Annotated in this window: 12 protein-coding genes; 3 read left to right on the plus strand and 9 right to left on the minus strand. The window is 58.5% G+C overall.

The annotated features are described in order from the left end of the window. Positions 1 to 46 precede the first annotated feature (46 nt). Entirely contained in the window at positions 47 to 850 is an 804-nt protein-coding gene (locus L2D14_14320; GenBank protein ID WNJ99036.1) for an alpha/beta hydrolase, read from the minus strand. Further along, positions 847 to 2,652: a M3 family oligoendopeptidase gene (locus L2D14_14325; protein WNJ99037.1), complete on the minus strand. Its 1,806-nt coding sequence runs from the start codon at positions 2,650 to 2,652 to the stop codon at positions 847 to 849. Before L2D14_14325 ends, L2D14_14320 begins: the two co-directional genes overlap by 4 nt. A 107-nt stretch (positions 2,653 to 2,759) precedes the next feature. Here L2D14_14325 and L2D14_14330 point away from each other — a divergent pair, with 107 nt between their 5' ends. Both L2D14_14330 and L2D14_14335 read left to right on the plus strand, forming a co-directional pair. Beyond that, a complete protein-coding gene (locus L2D14_14330) occupies positions 2,760 to 4,541 on the plus strand; it encodes a long-chain fatty acid--CoA ligase (protein ID WNJ99038.1) in 1,782 nt (593 codons plus the stop codon). Positions 4,542 to 4,565: 24 nt separating this feature from the next. Next, positions 4,566 to 5,351, plus strand: a complete 786-nt coding sequence (locus L2D14_14335; GenBank protein WNJ99039.1) for a ZIP family metal transporter — start codon at positions 4,566 to 4,568, stop codon at positions 5,349 to 5,351. 3 nt (positions 5,352 to 5,354) lie between these two features. On the opposite strand, the gene L2D14_14340 is transcribed toward L2D14_14335, so the two are convergent. The 4 genes from L2D14_14340 to L2D14_14355 form a co-directional block, all read right to left on the minus strand. Further along, positions 5,355 to 6,257 (minus strand): DMT family transporter, encoded by a 903-nt coding sequence (locus tag L2D14_14340; GenBank protein WNJ99040.1) that lies wholly within the window; start codon positions 6,255 to 6,257, stop codon positions 5,355 to 5,357. Then, on the minus strand, positions 6,258 to 7,154 hold the full coding sequence (locus L2D14_14345) for an alpha/beta hydrolase (GenBank protein WNJ99041.1): 897 nt from the start codon (positions 7,152 to 7,154) through the stop codon (positions 6,258 to 6,260). A gap of 92 nt (positions 7,155 to 7,246) precedes the next feature. After that, entirely contained in the window at positions 7,247 to 8,221 is a 975-nt protein-coding gene (locus tag L2D14_14350; protein WNJ99042.1) for a DMT family transporter, read from the minus strand. Further along, complete coding sequence (locus tag L2D14_14355; GenBank protein ID WNJ99043.1) at positions 8,160 to 9,140, minus strand: SDR family NAD(P)-dependent oxidoreductase; 981 nt, start codon at positions 9,138 to 9,140, stop codon at positions 8,160 to 8,162. Before L2D14_14355 ends, L2D14_14350 begins: the two co-directional genes overlap by 62 nt. A gap of 224 nt (positions 9,141 to 9,364) precedes the next feature. Between L2D14_14355 and L2D14_14360 the strand changes: the two genes are divergently transcribed. Next, positions 9,365 to 12,823 carry an indolepyruvate ferredoxin oxidoreductase family protein gene (locus L2D14_14360; protein WNJ99044.1) on the plus strand — a complete coding sequence of 1,153 codons (3,459 nt, stop codon included), beginning with the start codon at positions 9,365 to 9,367 and terminating at the stop codon, positions 12,821 to 12,823. Between the two features lie 6 nt (positions 12,824 to 12,829). Here the strand turns inward: L2D14_14360 and L2D14_14365 are convergent, their stop codons facing one another. The 3 genes from L2D14_14365 to pyk are packed head-to-tail and all read right to left on the minus strand — an operon-like array spanning position 12,830 to position 16,077. Then, positions 12,830 to 13,723: an AEC family transporter gene (locus L2D14_14365; protein WNJ99045.1), complete on the minus strand. Its 894-nt coding sequence runs from the start codon at positions 13,721 to 13,723 to the stop codon at positions 12,830 to 12,832. Further along, the gene (gene rarD, locus L2D14_14370; protein WNJ99046.1) at positions 13,720 to 14,652 is read right to left on the minus strand and encodes an EamA family transporter RarD; all 933 of its coding nucleotides are present in this window, start codon (positions 14,650 to 14,652) and stop codon (positions 13,720 to 13,722) included. Before rarD ends, L2D14_14365 begins: the two co-directional genes overlap by 4 nt. Before the next feature lie 9 nt (positions 14,653 to 14,661). Continuing rightward, positions 14,662 to 16,077 carry a pyruvate kinase gene (pyk, locus tag L2D14_14375; GenBank protein WNJ99047.1) on the minus strand — a complete coding sequence of 472 codons (1,416 nt, stop codon included), beginning with the start codon at positions 16,075 to 16,077 and terminating at the stop codon, positions 14,662 to 14,664. Between the last annotated feature and the right edge of the window lie 12 nt (positions 16,078 to 16,089).

Below are 16,089 nucleotides of genomic sequence, written 5' to 3' on the forward strand. Positions count from 1 at the left end.
GGCTGTCGTGCACTCCATCAACAGAAGGTCTGCAAGGTACGCCGGATTAGCCAAAGCCCTGATCGGACAACCACTTGGCGATGTCTTCCGCGACACGCCGCCAGCCGGTTTCCAGCATCATGCCATGTCCCATGCCCTGATAGATATGGGCACTGCGGCCGCAAATGGAACCCGTCCAATGCACGTGCGCCGGCGGTATCAATGGATCGCTGCCCGCACCCAGAACCATGATCGGCGTTCCCAATACGGCCATGACGTTCGGCATTTGCGGCGTGTAAAGACCGCTGACGGCCAACCTGCTCTCGCTCTGAAATCGGTTGATATAGCGTTCCGCAATTTCGACCGGCACGGCGTCGGAAAACAACGTCGCATGCAATGTGTCGATACTGGCCATTTCCCCGGCATGGACCGCCGCCACATCCATGGCCAGCGACGGGTTCGACATCAGAAGCTGCATCGCTGGTGCGCCAAGTCCAGTCGGCGGCACCGGTGCCATCATCACCAGCGCGGAAATATTTTTCGCCTCGGCCGCCCGCCATGCCAGATATCCGCCCATGGAATGTCCGACAAGGACCGGCGGTGTATCGAAGGCATCGACCGTCGCAAATACCGCATCTTCGTAATCACTGAGCGTGAATTCCTGCAGTTGCGCATAGTCCGGCCGCCCGCGCCGACCTGGCAGATCGATAGCCGATACGTCATATCCGGCATCGCAGAACCAGGGCATGAAGAATTCGTCCCAACACCACGCACCGGCGAACGCACCGTGAATGAACAGAATTGGCGGAGCGCCGTTTGGATTACTCGGTTTTCTCGAGACGATGTGAACGTCCATTTCGCGGCCGCTCACGCGGGCAGGTCCTGTTCGAGCTCGTCGATAAACCCGGAGATCACATTCAAGCCCAGATTCCAGAACGCCGGGTCGGACGCATCCAGACCGAACGGCGCCAGCAGTTCCCTGTGCCTGAGCGTGCCGCCTGCCTGCAGCATCTCGAAATATTTTTCCTGAAAGCGCGGATGACCGTCCTGATAGAGACCGTACAGCGCATTCACCAAGCTATCGCCGAAGGCGTAGGCATAGACATAAAACGGCGTGTGCACGAAATGCGGTATATAGGCCCACAGGGTGCGGTAATCATCGTCCAGCCGAATGGCCTTGCCGAGGCTTTCCGCCTGCGTTTCCATCCATATCTCGCCGAGCCGTGCCGCCGTCAGCTCGCCGGAGCGGCGTTCGTCGTGAACCCGCGTTTCGAAACAGTGGAAAGCAATCTGGCGCACGACCGTATTCAACATATCCTCGACCTTGCCGGCCAGCAGCACGCGGCGCTTTGCGGCATCTTTCTCGGCATCGAGGATAGCGCGGAACGTCAGCATCTCGCCGAACACGGAAGCCGTCTCGGCAAGCGTTAATGGTGTGTTCGACAGCAGCATGCCCTGTGGCGCGGCCAGCACCTGATGCACACCATGGCCCAACTCGTGTGCCAGCGTCATGACATCGCGCGGCTTGCCGTAAAAATTCATTAGAACATACGGATGTGCGGACGGCACCACCGGGTGCGCGAATGCGCCCGAGTTCTTACCTGCCCGCGGCTCGGCATCGATCCAGCCCTTGTTGAAGAACATCGATGCCGTTTCCGCCATTTCCGGGGCGAACCCCGCATAGGCACCAAGCACGGTATCCTTTGCCTGATCCCAGCTGAAAGACCGCTCCTCGGTTTTTGGAAACGGCGCATTGCGGTCCCACCAGTTCAATTGTTCGACACCGAACCAACGTGCCTTGAGGGCATAATAGCGATGGCTCAGGCGGTCGTAATTCGACGTCACGGCCCCGTCCAGTGCGTCTACCACCTCGTCCTCAACCTGGTTGGCGAGATTGCGGCTGCTCATGGGTTTCGGGAAATCGCGCTTGGTATCCTCGATTTCCTTGTCCTTGGCGATGGTATTGGTGACCAGTGAAAACAAACGGATTCGCGAGGCAAGTCCCGCCGACAGGCTGTGAGCTGCACTTTTACGGATCGCCGGGTCGCTATCTGTGAGGCGGTTAAGGACTTCCCCGAGGGTCAGTTGTTCAGCATCGAAATCGAAGCGTAGTTCGGCCATGGTTTCGTCAAAAAGACGGGCCCAGGCCGAGCGCCCGGTGACGGATTTGTCGTGCAGAAGCTGTTCGAGATCGTCCGCCAGCTGATAGGGCCGCATCAGGCGTTCCGCCTCGGCCCAAGGGCGAAAGCGCCCCAGCACGGGATCCTTGAAGCGATCTTCCATATCCGCATCGTCGATGCGGTTCAGTTCCAGCGTGAAAAACAGCATCGCGCCGGTGATGTTGTTAACCCGCTCCTGACAGGATTGATAAAATCGCGCAATATCCTGGTCCGCCGTATCGGCGGCATGCAGTAGCTGCGCATAACTGATGACCTTGAAAGCGCGCTCAAGAATAGCCTCGTATTGCTCAACCGCAGCGCCGAGTTTTGCGCCGTCGAGCGACGACAACTTTCCCGCGAAGGTGTTCTGGAATGCATGCGCTTCGGCCTCGGAAGCTGCCAGATCAGCCTCAATATTCGGGTCATCGGGGCCTTGAAACAGGTCATCCAGGCGCCATGTCGGGGTTTGGGCCGAGGATTTAGAGGGTGTTCCGGCAGCGGTCGCTTGTGTCATCGTGTTTGGATACCTGTCTCAAAGAATTTATAAAGTCTTGCGGGTACGTTCCGTCAACGTCACGAAACACGTAAGTCGGCTCGACCGCAAGGGAGGACAAGTAAAAAATGAATATCGACCAGTGGCCGAATCTGGCAACCATGTTTTTCGAACAGGTCGCAACGTATCGCGAACAGCCTTTCCTTTGGAAAAAGCGTGATGGCATCTACGAAAGCCTGACATGGTCGGATGCCAACGCCCGCGTCATTGCCCTGGCACGAGGACTTGTTTCGCTTGGCGTCGAAGCCGGCGACAGGATCGTTCTGGTTTCGGAAAATCGGCCGGCGTGGCCGATTGCGGATATCGCCATCATGGCGACCGGGGCGATCACGACACCCGCTTATACGACCAACACGGCCAACGATCACCGGCATATCCTGAGCGACAGCGAGGCCAAGGGGGCTATCGTCTCAACCGCGAAACTGGCCGAAAAGGTTCTGGCCGGCGCCAGAGGCCTTGAGCATGTCGAGTTCGTCATCGTTATGGAAGACATGGCATCCCCTGCCGGCGGCCCTCAGGTCCTGCAAATGTCCGACGTGCTGGAAACCGGACAGGCACGCAACGAAAACATCACCAAAATGGCGGAGAAGCTCGGCCGTGAGGATACCGCCTGCATCATCTACACATCCGGCACCGGCGGCACGCCGAAAGGCGTGATGCTGCATCACGGTGCGATCCTACATAACTGCATGGGTGCGTATGATGCCCTGCTGGACATGGGACTGGAGCGTGAGGTTTTCCTGTCCTTCCTGCCGCTCAGCCATTCCTATGAACATACCGCAGGGCAATTCTTCCCGATCGCCATCGGCGCCGAGATCTATTATGCGGAAGGCGTCGAAAGCCTTTCCGCCAACATGGCCGAAGTGCATCCGACGATCATGACAGCCGTGCCCAGACTTTATGAAGTCCTGCACCAGAAGATAACGACCGGCGTTACCAAGGCGGGCGGGCTGAAACAGGCGATGTTTGAAAATACACTGGCGCTTGGCCGCAAGCGCTACGAACAAGGCCGCCTCGGTCCGATAGACTGTCTGCTCGACCGTATCCTCGACAAACTTGTCCGCAACAAGGTCCGCGAGCGGTTCGGCGGCCGCCTGAAAGCGCTGGTTTCGGGCGGTGCACCGCTTAACCCTGAAATCGGCATCTTCTTCACAGCGCTTGGACTGCGCATCCTGCAAGGTTACGGCCAGACCGAATCCGCACCGGTAATTTCCGTCAACCGTGCGCCCGATACCCGGCTGCATACCGTCGGCCGCCCGGTTTTTGAGACCGAGGTAAAGATCGCCGATGACGGTGAAATTCTGGTGCGCGGCGAACTCGTCATGCAGGGCTACTGGAAAAACGAGGAAGCCACGCGCGATACAATCCGCGATGGCTGGTTGCATACCGGCGATATCGGCATGTTCGATGAAAACGGCCACCTGATGATTACCGACCGCAAGAAAGACATCATCGTCAATTCCGGTGGCGACAACATTGCGCCGCAGCGGGTCGAAGGCATCCTGATCGCCGAACCGGAATTTACGCAAGTCATGGTATTCGGCGACAAGCGGCCGCACCTTGTCGCCGTCGTCGTTCCCGATGCCGACTGGCTGACGGAATGGAAACGCGCCAACAATAAACACGGCGAACTTGCCCAACTCGCCGACGACAAGGACCTGCATACGGCGTTGGCGCCAGCTTTTGGACGCGTCAACAAAACGCTCAGCAATATTGAAAAAGTACGGCGCTTCATCATTGCCACGGAACCCTTCACCGTCGACAACGAACAAATGACACCGACCATGAAGGTGCGGCGCCACATCGTCCGCGACGTTTATGGCAAACAACTGGAAGCACTCTACGTGTGATGATCATTTCCGGGGAAACGCCGCATGGATGATATGCCGTCCATTCTGCTGATGGGGCTGGTCGGCAGCTTCCTGGCAGGCCTCTGCACGTCGATCGGGGCAATTCCTGCTTTGGTGTACGGACGCCCGGGCGAGCGCACCGAAACCCTGATGCTGGGTTTCGCCGCAGGCGTGATGCTGGCGGCGAGTGTATTTTCGCTGATTTTGCCAGGCCTCGACGCCGCAACCGCCGTGTTTGAGACCGAAAACGCCAGGGCGCTTCTGGCCGTCTGCGGCATTCTGATGGGCGGCGGCGCACTATGGATGATACACCGCTTTTCCCCGCACGAACATTTCATCAGCGGCCCGGAAGGCGCTGATCCAAAAGACCTCGCCCGGATATGGCTGTTTGTCATCGCTATCACGCTGCACAACTTTCCCGAAGGCATGGCCGTCGGTGTCGGCTTCGGCGGCGGCGACATGGACAACGGCCGGGCGCTCGCCATCGGCATCGGTATTCAGAACATACCAGAAGGTCTCGCCGTGGCCGCCGCGCTGCTGACACAGGGATATAGCCGTGTTCGGGCGTTCATGGTTGCATCCCTGACCGGTCTGGTCGAGCCAATCGGCGGTGTTATCGGTGCCGGTGTCGTCAGTTTCTCGGAATATCTGCTGCCATGGGGACTGACATTCGCCGCCGGTGCCATGATCTGGGTGATATCGGATGAAATCATTCCGGAAACCCACCGCCGCGGCGTCGCCACCTATGGAACGGTCGGTATCATGATCGGCTTCGTGGCCATGATGTTTCTCGACATCACCCTCGGCTGACGGTTATGGCGCAGCGGCGGCACGAAGCGCCTGCTTGCGTTTGCGTTCTCGAACCGAGATGTAGACCCCCATCAGGATGATCACGGCAATCCCGGCCCATGTCAGCGTGTCCGGCAAGTCGCCGAACCACAGATATCCAAGTGTCACAGTTGCAATCATTTCAAAATATCCGAACGGCGCCAGAAGCGATGCCGGCGCACGTTCATATGCCTTGACCAGAAGCCAGTGGCCGACAATCGCGGCAAAGATCATGATCCCCATCAGTTTCATCGCCGCCACATCGGGTGTCTGCCAATGCGTGATCATGAACGGGGTCAGGACGACCGCGCCGACGATGGACTGATAGAAGACCGTCAGCCAGGGATCAACTTGGCCCGTCAGCCGCCGTGTCAGAAGATTGAACAGGGCAAAACACACGCTCGCGCCGAGGACGTAATAAACACCGACCGGGACTTCCTGAAACCCCGGGCGGACGATCAGCAACGAGCCTGAAAAACCGATCAGCACGGCAAACAGGCGCCGCAGCCCGACGGTTTCGCCCAGCACGAACGGCGCCAGCAACGTGATCAGAAACGGATAAACGAAATACACCGCCAGCGCATCGGCCATCGGCATGGTGACGAGCGCCGAGAAAAACAGCACCGTCGCCATGGCCAGCATGACGGCACGAATAACCTGCATACCCGCACCGGGGCCAGCCATCTGCTTCAACCTGCCCCGCTTCAGCAGCACCGGCGCCAGCACAACCGCCGACAGGGTGAACCGTCCCCAGGCGGTAAAGACCGGTGCATATCCCTGCCCGCCCAGATCCTTCGCCACGGCATCCATCAACGGAATGATCATAAATCCCGCGATCAGAAATGCCGCGCCACGCAGCAGATCGGAATCCGTTTCCTGCGAAGACACCTAGCCGTTTCCGTTCAGAAATTTATTGGCCCAGCGGATGACATCTTGCGGTGCCTCCTCGGGAATGAAATGACCGCTGTCGGCAAGCCCCTCGCCACTGACATCGCCAATGCCCCATTTGCGCCAGATATCCAACGGACTTTTTGACTTCGGCCCGCCCTTGGCCCGCGCTTCTCCCCACAGGCAAACAATCGGACATTGCAGCTTGCGCCCGGCATTGAAGTCCAGAGCATCGTCTTCATCGTCGCATGTCGCCCCGGCGCGATAATCCTCGCAGGTACCGCGAATGACATCCGGATTGCGATAGGCGCGCTTGTATTCGGCCATGGCATCTGCATCGAAGACAAAACCGGGCGCCGCCCATGACACACACAGCCACTCAAGCCAAGCATCCGGGTCATGCGCGATCATCGCCTCGGGCCTGGGCGCAGGCTGCGCCAGAAACTGCCAGTGAAAGCCGCCCAGAGCGCTGTCCTTGTTGATCGCCATCCACATCTCGTGGGTCGGCACCACATCCAGCGACATGTAATGGGTTACCCGGTCCGGATGATCGAGCGCCAGCCGTGATCCGACCCGCGCGCCCCGGTCGTGGCTGATAACGGCAAACTGATCGTGGCCCAGGGCATGCATCAGTGCGACCACATCGTTTGCCATCGTCCGTTTCGCATAGTTCCGGTGTTCCGGGTCTGATGGCGGACAATCGCTGTCGCCATAGCCGCGCATATCCGGCACTACGACAGTCCGGTATTCGGCAAGTGCGGGCGCAATGTCTCGCCAGATGATATGCGTTTGCGGATAGCCGTGCAGCAGCACCACGGCCGGGCCTGAACCGCCATACCGTAAATTCAGGCCAACACCGTCGACACTGATGCGGCTTTGTGTAAATCCTTCGAACATCTTGCCCTCCCCCTTCGACGCCAGCCCAGACCGGGAAGCATTCATAACCGAGATTCCCCCCTGATGTCAGGGCAATTTCAGGAAATCCTGGCTTATCCGCGCTGACGGCGATTGGCGATAAAAATGCCCAGCAAGATCAATCCAAGCGCCATGATGGCCTGCAGACTGACTTCCTCGCCCAGCAAAAGCGCACCCCAGAAAACACCGAACACCGGCACCAGATAATTCTGAAAGGCCACGAATGAGGCTTCCCTTTCGCTCAGCAGCTTGAACAGGATCAGCGTCGCCAATGCGGTTGAAAACAGACCCAGATAGAGCGGCGGCCAAAGACTGTTAAACGTAAGGGCGGGCATTTGCCAACCGGAGAGCCAGAACGCCACTGGCGCGGTTTGCAGCGCGGCAAAGACAAGCGTTAGTGCGGCACGCCCCATCATCGGCGCCGGTGGCATACGCTGCACGATGATAACCGAAATCGCATAACAGATCGCCCCCGAAGCCGTCGCCAACTGGTGCAGAATACTTCCGCCCAACCCCATGACGGCCGCCGGGCCGACGAGAACGACAATCCCGGCAAAACCGAGCGTGACACCGAAGAGCTTATGACTGCGCAGTCTGTCGCCTTCTGAAAAGAAATGCGCCAGCACCATCGTCGCCAGCGGCATCACCGCCATCAGGATCGCGGCTCGTCCGCTGGCAATGCCGCCGACACCCCAACTGATCAGAAAGAACGGCAGACTGTTGCCGAAGAATGCCAATGTGAAGCAGAAGGCCCATGCCAGCCATCCTCGCGGATAGCGTTTGTGCAGGAACATGGCCGCCATCACCATGACGATCGCCGCCACAATCAGGCGAACCGCGGTCAGCGGCAAGGCAGGCATATGCTGCACGCCGATTTTCATGACCAAAAACGATGTGCCCCAGATCATCGCCAGCGAAATCAGAAGGAATATATGGCGTGGCAGAACAGGGCCAAATGGAACTCTTGTGGTTTTGCTGTCCACAGAATTAGCCGCTGCGGTTTCCGTGATATTGGCGGTACCAGTCCACGAAACTGGGAATTCCTTCACTGATCGCCGTCTTCGGTTCAAACCCGAGATCGCGCCGGCTGGCTTCGATATCGGCGAAGGTCTCCTTGACGTCGCCAAGTTGCATCGGCTTCAGAATGACCTCGGCCTTCTTGCCGAGTGCATCTTCCAGTAAGGAAATGAAATCGGTCAGTTTCTCCGAGCGATGGTTGCCGAGGTTATAGACCCGCTCAGGCACGTCGGCATCGGGGATATGATCGAGCACCGCCATCACCCCCTGAATAATGTCGTCGATATAGGTAAAATCACGGCGCATATCACCATGGTTGAATACCTCAATCGGTTCACCGGCAAGAATCTTGCTGGCGAAAATCCACGCCGCCATATCCGGTCGGCCCCAGGGGCCATAGACGGTGAAAAACCGAAGCCCTGTGGCCGGTATGCCGTACAGTCTGGCATAGCAGTGCGACATCAGCTCACCCGCGCGTTTGGTCGCGGCATAAAGCGATACAGGCTGATCGACTCGTTCTTCGACTGAAAACGGCAGTTCCTTGTTGGCGCCATAAACCGATGACGAAGACGCATAGACGAAATGCCGGAAATTCTTGAGGTTTCGCGCCATTTCCAGCATCACCAGATGCCCTTCGACATTGGAACGGGTATAGGCGAACGGGTTAATCAGCGAATAGCGCACCCCTGCCTGCGCAGCGAGATTGATGATATGCGAGATGTCTGGGTGTGCGGCAGCAACGGCCTGCATCGCTTCCAGATCCGCAATGTCCGCTTCGACAAAGGTAATGCCGTCTAGTTTCTGCAACTCGGACAGACGCGCCCGTTTCAAAAGCGGATCGTAATAATCGTTGAGATTGTCAACGGCGATGATCCGTTTGCCGCGAGACGCCAGGGCCCTGCAGGTGTGAAAACCGATAAATCCGGCGGCACCGGTAACAAGCACTGTCATGAATCGTAATCTCTTATTCCGTCAGGTTGGCACCGGTATAGCCTTTGGCGGCCATGAAATCACCCGGAATTATGTTCCGTAAACAATTCCTTCGCGTGAAAGTTTTGCGGCAATTCCCTGTGGACGGCAGCACGAATATTTCTTTTTTAGGTCAGCAACAATGACCTATTGTCCCGGACGCGCAGGCGCACTACCTTCAGAACATCGGGAGGATGGGTAAAGACATGTCACTGATACGTGCGACCCTGGACGACAAATACACACTGGAAACCGGGCGCGTCTATTTGACCGGCACGCAGGCACTGGTCCGCCTGACGCTCATGCAGAAGGCACTCGACAGGGCACATGGCCGCAACACGGCCGGTTATGTGACCGGGTATCGCGGATCGCCATTGGGTGCGCTCGATCAGGAATTCGGCCAGGCCCGTCATCTGCTCGAAGCCGGTGACATCAAGTTCCAGCCCGCCGTGAACGAAGACCTTGCTGCGACCGCGCTTTGGGGAACGCAACAGGTCAATATGTTCGAAGGCGCCAAATTCGACGGTGTGTTCGGCATCTGGTACGGCAAGGGGCCCGGCGTCGATCGCACGGGGGATGTCTTCCGCCACGCCAACATGGCCGGCACGGCGCCCCTGGGGGGCGTTCTGGCTCTCGCCGGTGACGATCCTGCCTGCAAATCCTCAACCGTTCCCAGTCAGAGCGAGTACGCCTTCACGGATGTGATGATCCCGTTCCTGCATCCCGCAAATGTCGAGGAAATCCTGCAACTCGGTCTGATCGGCATTCAGATGTCGCGCTATTCAGGCCTTTGGGTCGGCCTCAAGTGTATCACCGATAATATTGATACCTCCGCATCCGTGGACATTGGGCCGCATCTGTACGATTTCGCCATGCCGGAAGATTTCCAGATGCCCGAGGACGGTTTGCATATCCGCTGGCCGGATCAGCCATTGGATCAGGAAAAACGCCTGCACCGCCACAAGATATACGCCGCCCTCGCCTTCGCCCGCGCCAACAAACTGAACCGTATCACCATCGACAACCCGAAGGCGCGGCTCGGCATCTGCGCCACGGGCAAGTCCTATATGGACGTGTTGCAGGCACTCGACGATCTCGGCATAGACGAAGAACACGCCGCCGAGATCGGCATCCGGCTTTTCAAGATCACCATGCCGTGGCCGCTGGAACGGGAATCGGCCCGCCATTTCGCCGAGGGCCTGGATGAGATCCTCGTTGTCGAAGAAAAGCGCGCCGTCATCGAAAACCAACTCAAGGAACAGCTCTATAACTGGCGCGAGGATGTTCGTCCCCGCGTCGTCGGCAAGTTCGATGAAAACGGAGAATGGATTCTGCCATCCGCCGGCGAACTGACCCCGGCGATGATCGCGCGGGCCATTGCCAAGCGTATCGAGCAATTCCATACCTCGGACCGAATCAAGGACCGGCTCGCGTTCCTGACGAAAAAAGAACAATCGCTCGCCACCGGTCAGCCGAACATGAAGCGCATCCCGTATTTCTGCGCCGGATGTCCGCACAACACGTCGACGAAAGTCCCCGAAGGATCGCGTGCCGCCGCCGGTATCGGCTGCCATTACATGGCGATCTGGATGGACCGCGAGACCGAGACCTTCACGCACATGGGCGGCGAAGGCGTCAACTGGGTCGGCCAGGCACCATTCACCGAAACCCGGCACATCTTCGCCAATATCGGCGACGGCACATATTTCCATTCCGGTTTGCTGGCGATCCGCGCCGCAGTTTCTTCCGGCGTCACCATGACCTACAAGATTCTCTATAACGACGCCGTCGCCATGACCGGCGGGCAAACCCATGACGGCACGCTCAATCCTGCCATCATTGCCCAGCAGATCCGCGCCGAAGGTGTCGAGCGGATCGTCGTTGTCTCTGATGAGCCCGACAAGTATCCGATCAATTACGGCTTCCCTGCAGGTGTCGATATCTATCACCGTGAGGAACTGGACCAGGTCCAACGCGACCTGCGCACTGTCTCCGGCGTTTCGGCGCTGATCTATGATCAGACCTGCGCCGCCGAGAAACGCCGTCGCCGCAAGCGCGGCCTGTTCCCCGACCCGGCCCGGCGTGTCTTCATCAACGAAGCCGTCTGCGAAGGCTGCGGCGATTGCGGTGTGGCATCGAACTGCGTCGCCATCACACCGAAAGATACCGAGCTTGGCCGCAAGCGGGCCATCGATCAATCCGCGTGCAACAAGGATTATTCCTGCCTCAACGGCTTCTGTCCGAGCTTTGTCACCGTCGAGGATACACAGGTCAAAAAACCGAAAGCCGTCGGCGATGCACCTTTTCCGGCGTTGCCCGAGCCCGCAACGGTCGACCTCAGCGATCCCTACAACGTTGTCGTTACAGGCATCGGCGGCACCGGCGTCGTCACCATCGGCGCCATTCTCGGCATGGCAGCGCATCTGGAAAGCCTGGGGGTTTCCGTTCTCGACGTTGCCGGCCTGGCACAGAAAAACGGCATGGTGTATTCGCATCTTCGCTTTGCCGCCGCGCCACACGACATTCACGCTGTCCGCATCTCGGCGGGCGGCGCCGATCTGCTGCTGGGCTGCGACATGGTCTCGAGCGGCGATCCGGAAACCCTGGCCAAGCTCCGCGCCGGCAACAGCAAGGCCGTGATCAACGAACACCAGACAATGACCGCCGACTTTACCCGCTATCCGGACATGATGTTCCCGGACGAAGGCTTCAAGCGGACCATTCGTGAAGAAACAGGTCCCGAAGCCGTCGATTTCATCGAAGCCACCGCGCTTGCCCGCAAACTGCTGGGCGACACCATTGCCGCCAACATGATGGTTGTGGGTTATGCCTATCAGAAGGGGTTGCTGCCGGTTTCCGCGGAAGCCATTGAGCGCGCCATCGAACTCAACGGCGTTGCTGTCGATTTCAACAAACAGGCTTTCCTGTGGGGCCGCCGCGCGGCGCACGATCTCGCAGCCGTCGAAGCTATTGTCGGGCGCTTTGACGACAAGCCGCAGCCGTTCGAACTGGAAGGCTTTGTCGACCGGCGCGTAAGCGATCTGATCGCTTTCCAGAACAAGGCCTATGCAGACAGGTATGCGGACCTGGTCAAAAAGATCCGTGCCGCCGAGGCATCGGCCTTGCCGGGCTCAACGGCGCTTAGCGAAGCCGTCGCGCGCGCGCTGTTTAAGCTGATGGCCTACAAGGATGAGTATGAAGTCGCACGGCTATATACCGATGGCCGCTTTGAGCAGGCGATCGCCGAAACGTTTGCCGCGGGCGGTCGGGTAAAGTTCCATCTGGCGCCACCGTTGTTTGCCGAGCGCGACCCCGCCAGCGGCCATCTCAAGAAAAAGGAATACGGCCCCTGGATCATGCCGGTTTTCCGTATGCTGGCAGGACTGAAGGGACTGCGTGGCACCATATTTGATCCGTTCGGTTATAGTGCCGAACGCAAAACGGAACGCCGTCTGATCAGCGAATACGAAACACAGCTTGAGGAAATCGCCACAGGCCTGAACGCAACTAATCATGGCGCGGCGGTGCAATTGGCAAGCTTGCCGATGCGGATGCGCGGCTTCGGTCACGTCAAGGAAGCGAACGTCCGTGCCGCCAAGGCCTGCGAAGGCGATCTGATCGCCACTTTCCGCGATCCGTCCCGCGCACCGCAAGCGGCGGAATAAATCGGCCTAGCCGTTCATAAGCACCCACAGCAGGGCCGGCATGGTCGCGAAGGATGCCAGTGTCGATATGATCACCGCACCGGCAACGGCGCGGCCATCTGCGCCGTAATTTTCCGCCAGCAAAAATGTAATGACGGCAACCGGCATCGAACACATCAGCACCAACGTGCCATGGGCAGCGCCGGTGAACCCGAACAACGCTGCCGAGGCGAAACCGACGGGGATGCCGACCCCGAGCCGGCAAAACGAAATAAACACGGCGCGCTTGATGTTGACGATCTGCAGTGTGGCCAGCGAAAAGCCCAGTGTGATCAGCATCAGCGGGATCGAAAAATTCCCAAGCAACTTGGTCGTCGACAGGATCGCATTCGGCACTTCGGCATCCGAAACCATAAAGTACGCCGCACCGGCGACGGCATACAGAAACGGCCGTTTCAACACATCCTTCAACCGGTATTCATTCGATGCCACGGCGATCCCGACGGTCAGCAACAGGACCACATTGACGACAAAATAAGCGATGCCCAGCGCGAGACCTTGCTCGCCAAAGGCCAGCAGACACAGCGGCAGTCCCATATTGCCCGTATTCGCGAAGGCGATCGGATTCAGATATGTCCGGATCGGCAGCCCGGTCATTTTCAGGATGACGTAACCGATGGCGAAAAAGAGCACACTGGTCAACAATGCCGCCGCCGCCATATCCATGAAAATACCGCTGTCGATCTCAACGGTGACCAGTGTCGCGAAGACCAGCGAGGGGACGCCGACGTTCGAGACCAGCCGCGTTACCATCTGGCTGTCGAACGGTTGCTTCATGCGTGCCCATCCAAAACCGATGGCGGCGCAGACCGCTACCGGTGTCACGACATCAAGCAGAATACGGGCGAGATCGGCAATCATGCCTGCTTCCTGTTCCGCCTGCGGAAGGTGTCGAAAGAATATATGGCAAGCGCTGTCCAGATCAGGGCGAAGGTCATCTTGTGAATATCGGTGAAAGCCTCTTCATACACCAGCACCGCGAGCAGAAACTGCAATGTCGGCGCGATGTACTGAAAAAAGCCGACGGTTGCGTAACGTAGCCGGCGGGCGGCAGCGGCGAACATGATCAGCGGCGCTGCCGTGACGAGCCCGGCAAAGAACAACAGGAAATCATAACCAACCGACACCGTACCGAACGCGCCCTCGTCATTCCATCCGAGATAAAGCAAATAGATTACAGCCGGGATCAGGACAACCAGCGTTTCCACGAAAAGTCCCGGCGCTGCACCGACCGGCAAGGTCTTTCGTACATAACCGTAAAACCCGAACAACAACGCCAGCGTGACGGCAATCCACGGGAAAGCACCCAGACCGACGGCCATCACGATCACACCGCAGAGCGAAAGCGCAACGGCGATCCACTGTGCCCGGCTCAAACGCTCGCCCAGCAACAGCACGCCCAGCACCACATTAACCAATGGGTTGATGTAATAACCAAGGCTTCCTTGCAGGATGAAGCCGTTTGTCACTGCCCAGATGTACAAGGTCCAGTTGCACGACAGCAGAAGCGACGAAACGCAAAGCCACAACATCAGCCGCTTGTTTTCGAGGATTGTCAGGACTTCACCCCAACGGCCGAGTATGCGCAACATGACGCCAACCAGCAGCACCGACCAAACGATACGGTGCGCCAGTATTTCGACTGCCGGCACGTCCTGCATGTATTTGAAGTAGACCGGCAGAAATCCCCATGTGCCGAAAGCCCCAAGGGCACACAGACCACCGATAAGACCCGCGCGATCCGGTGGCGGCGCCTTGGCAGCACCGCTATCGTCGCTCGGCTCGCCCACGATCAGGACCTATTCAACCCAGGCAATACGCAGGATGTTGGTCGCCCCCGGCGTACCGAATGGCACACCTGCAGTGATCACGATCGGATCGCCTGGCTCGGCAAAGCCTTCGGTCTTGACCGCATGAATGGCTTTGGTCACCATTTCCCGGAACGTATGGCAGTCCTGCATCTGTACGGAATGCACACCCCAGATCAGTGCACTTCGCCGGGCGGTATCGAGCCTCGGTGTCATACCCAGGATCGGCACCACAGGACGTTCGCGTGCGGCACGGATGGTTGTCGAGCCGGTCGTACTGAAAGTCACGATGGCGGCTGCTGAAATCGTATCGGCGACCTGACGCGCGGCGGCGGTAATGGCATCCGCGGCCGTTGCTTCCGGTGCGCGGCGTTCGGCTTCGCGCATTTCGCGGTAAAGCGGGTCATTTTCAACGCGGATGATGATCCGTTCCATCATCGCTACGCTTTCGCGGCTGTACTCCCCAACCGCCGTTTCCGCGGACAGCATCACCGCATCGGCCCCGTCATAGATCGCGGTCGCAACGTCGGATGCTTCAGCGCGGGTCGGGGTCGGCGCATGGATCATGCTGTCCAGCATCTGTGTCGCCACGATCACAGGTTTGCCTTCACGGCGGCAGGCCCGAAGGATGCGTTTCTGCAAGAGAGGCACGTCTTCGGGCGGCACTTCGACCCCAAGGTCGCCCCGGGCCACCATGATCGCGTCCGAAAGCTCAACGATCTCTTCGAGGCGATTCAAAGCCTGCGGCTTTTCCAGTTTCGAAATGATATGCGCCCGGCCGGCAATCAACTTCTTGGCTTCGGCGATGTCTTCCGGGCGCTGCACAAAACTCAGGCCGATGAAATCAACGCCGAGATCCAGTCCGAAGCGCATGTCTTCCATGTCTTTCGGCGTCAGCGGACTGACATCAAGGATCACACTCGGGACATTCAGGCCCTTATGGTTCGACAACTCGCCACCGATGACGACCTCGGTTTCCGCCCAGTCATGTCCGTGATCGACCACCTTGAGACGTAAACGCCCGTCATCCAGCAAAAGATCTGTCCCCGGCTCCAATGCATCGAAGACTTCCGGATGCGGCAGGCAGGCCCGCTCGGCATTACCGACGAACTCCGCCGCTTCGAGGCGGAATTTCTGGCCATTCTTAAGCTCGACACTGCCGCCTTCGAAATCGCCGACACGGAGTTTAGGCCCCTGCAAATCAAGCAGGATACCGACGGCACGGCCGTATTTCTGTTCCAAACTGCGGACGATATTGTAGCGTTCGCGGTGTCCTTCGTGCGCACCGTGCGAGAAATTCATACGGAACACATCGACACCCGCTTCGAATAAAGCGGAAATTTCTTGTTCGCTGCTGCTGGCGGGGCCTAGCGTCGCGACAATCTTTGCATCTCTATTTCTTCTCATAGTTCACACTTT

This window comes from Thalassospiraceae bacterium LMO-JJ14 (genome assembly GCA_021555105.2).
Classification (GTDB): domain Bacteria; phylum Pseudomonadota; class Alphaproteobacteria; order Rhodospirillales; family Casp-alpha2; genus UBA4479.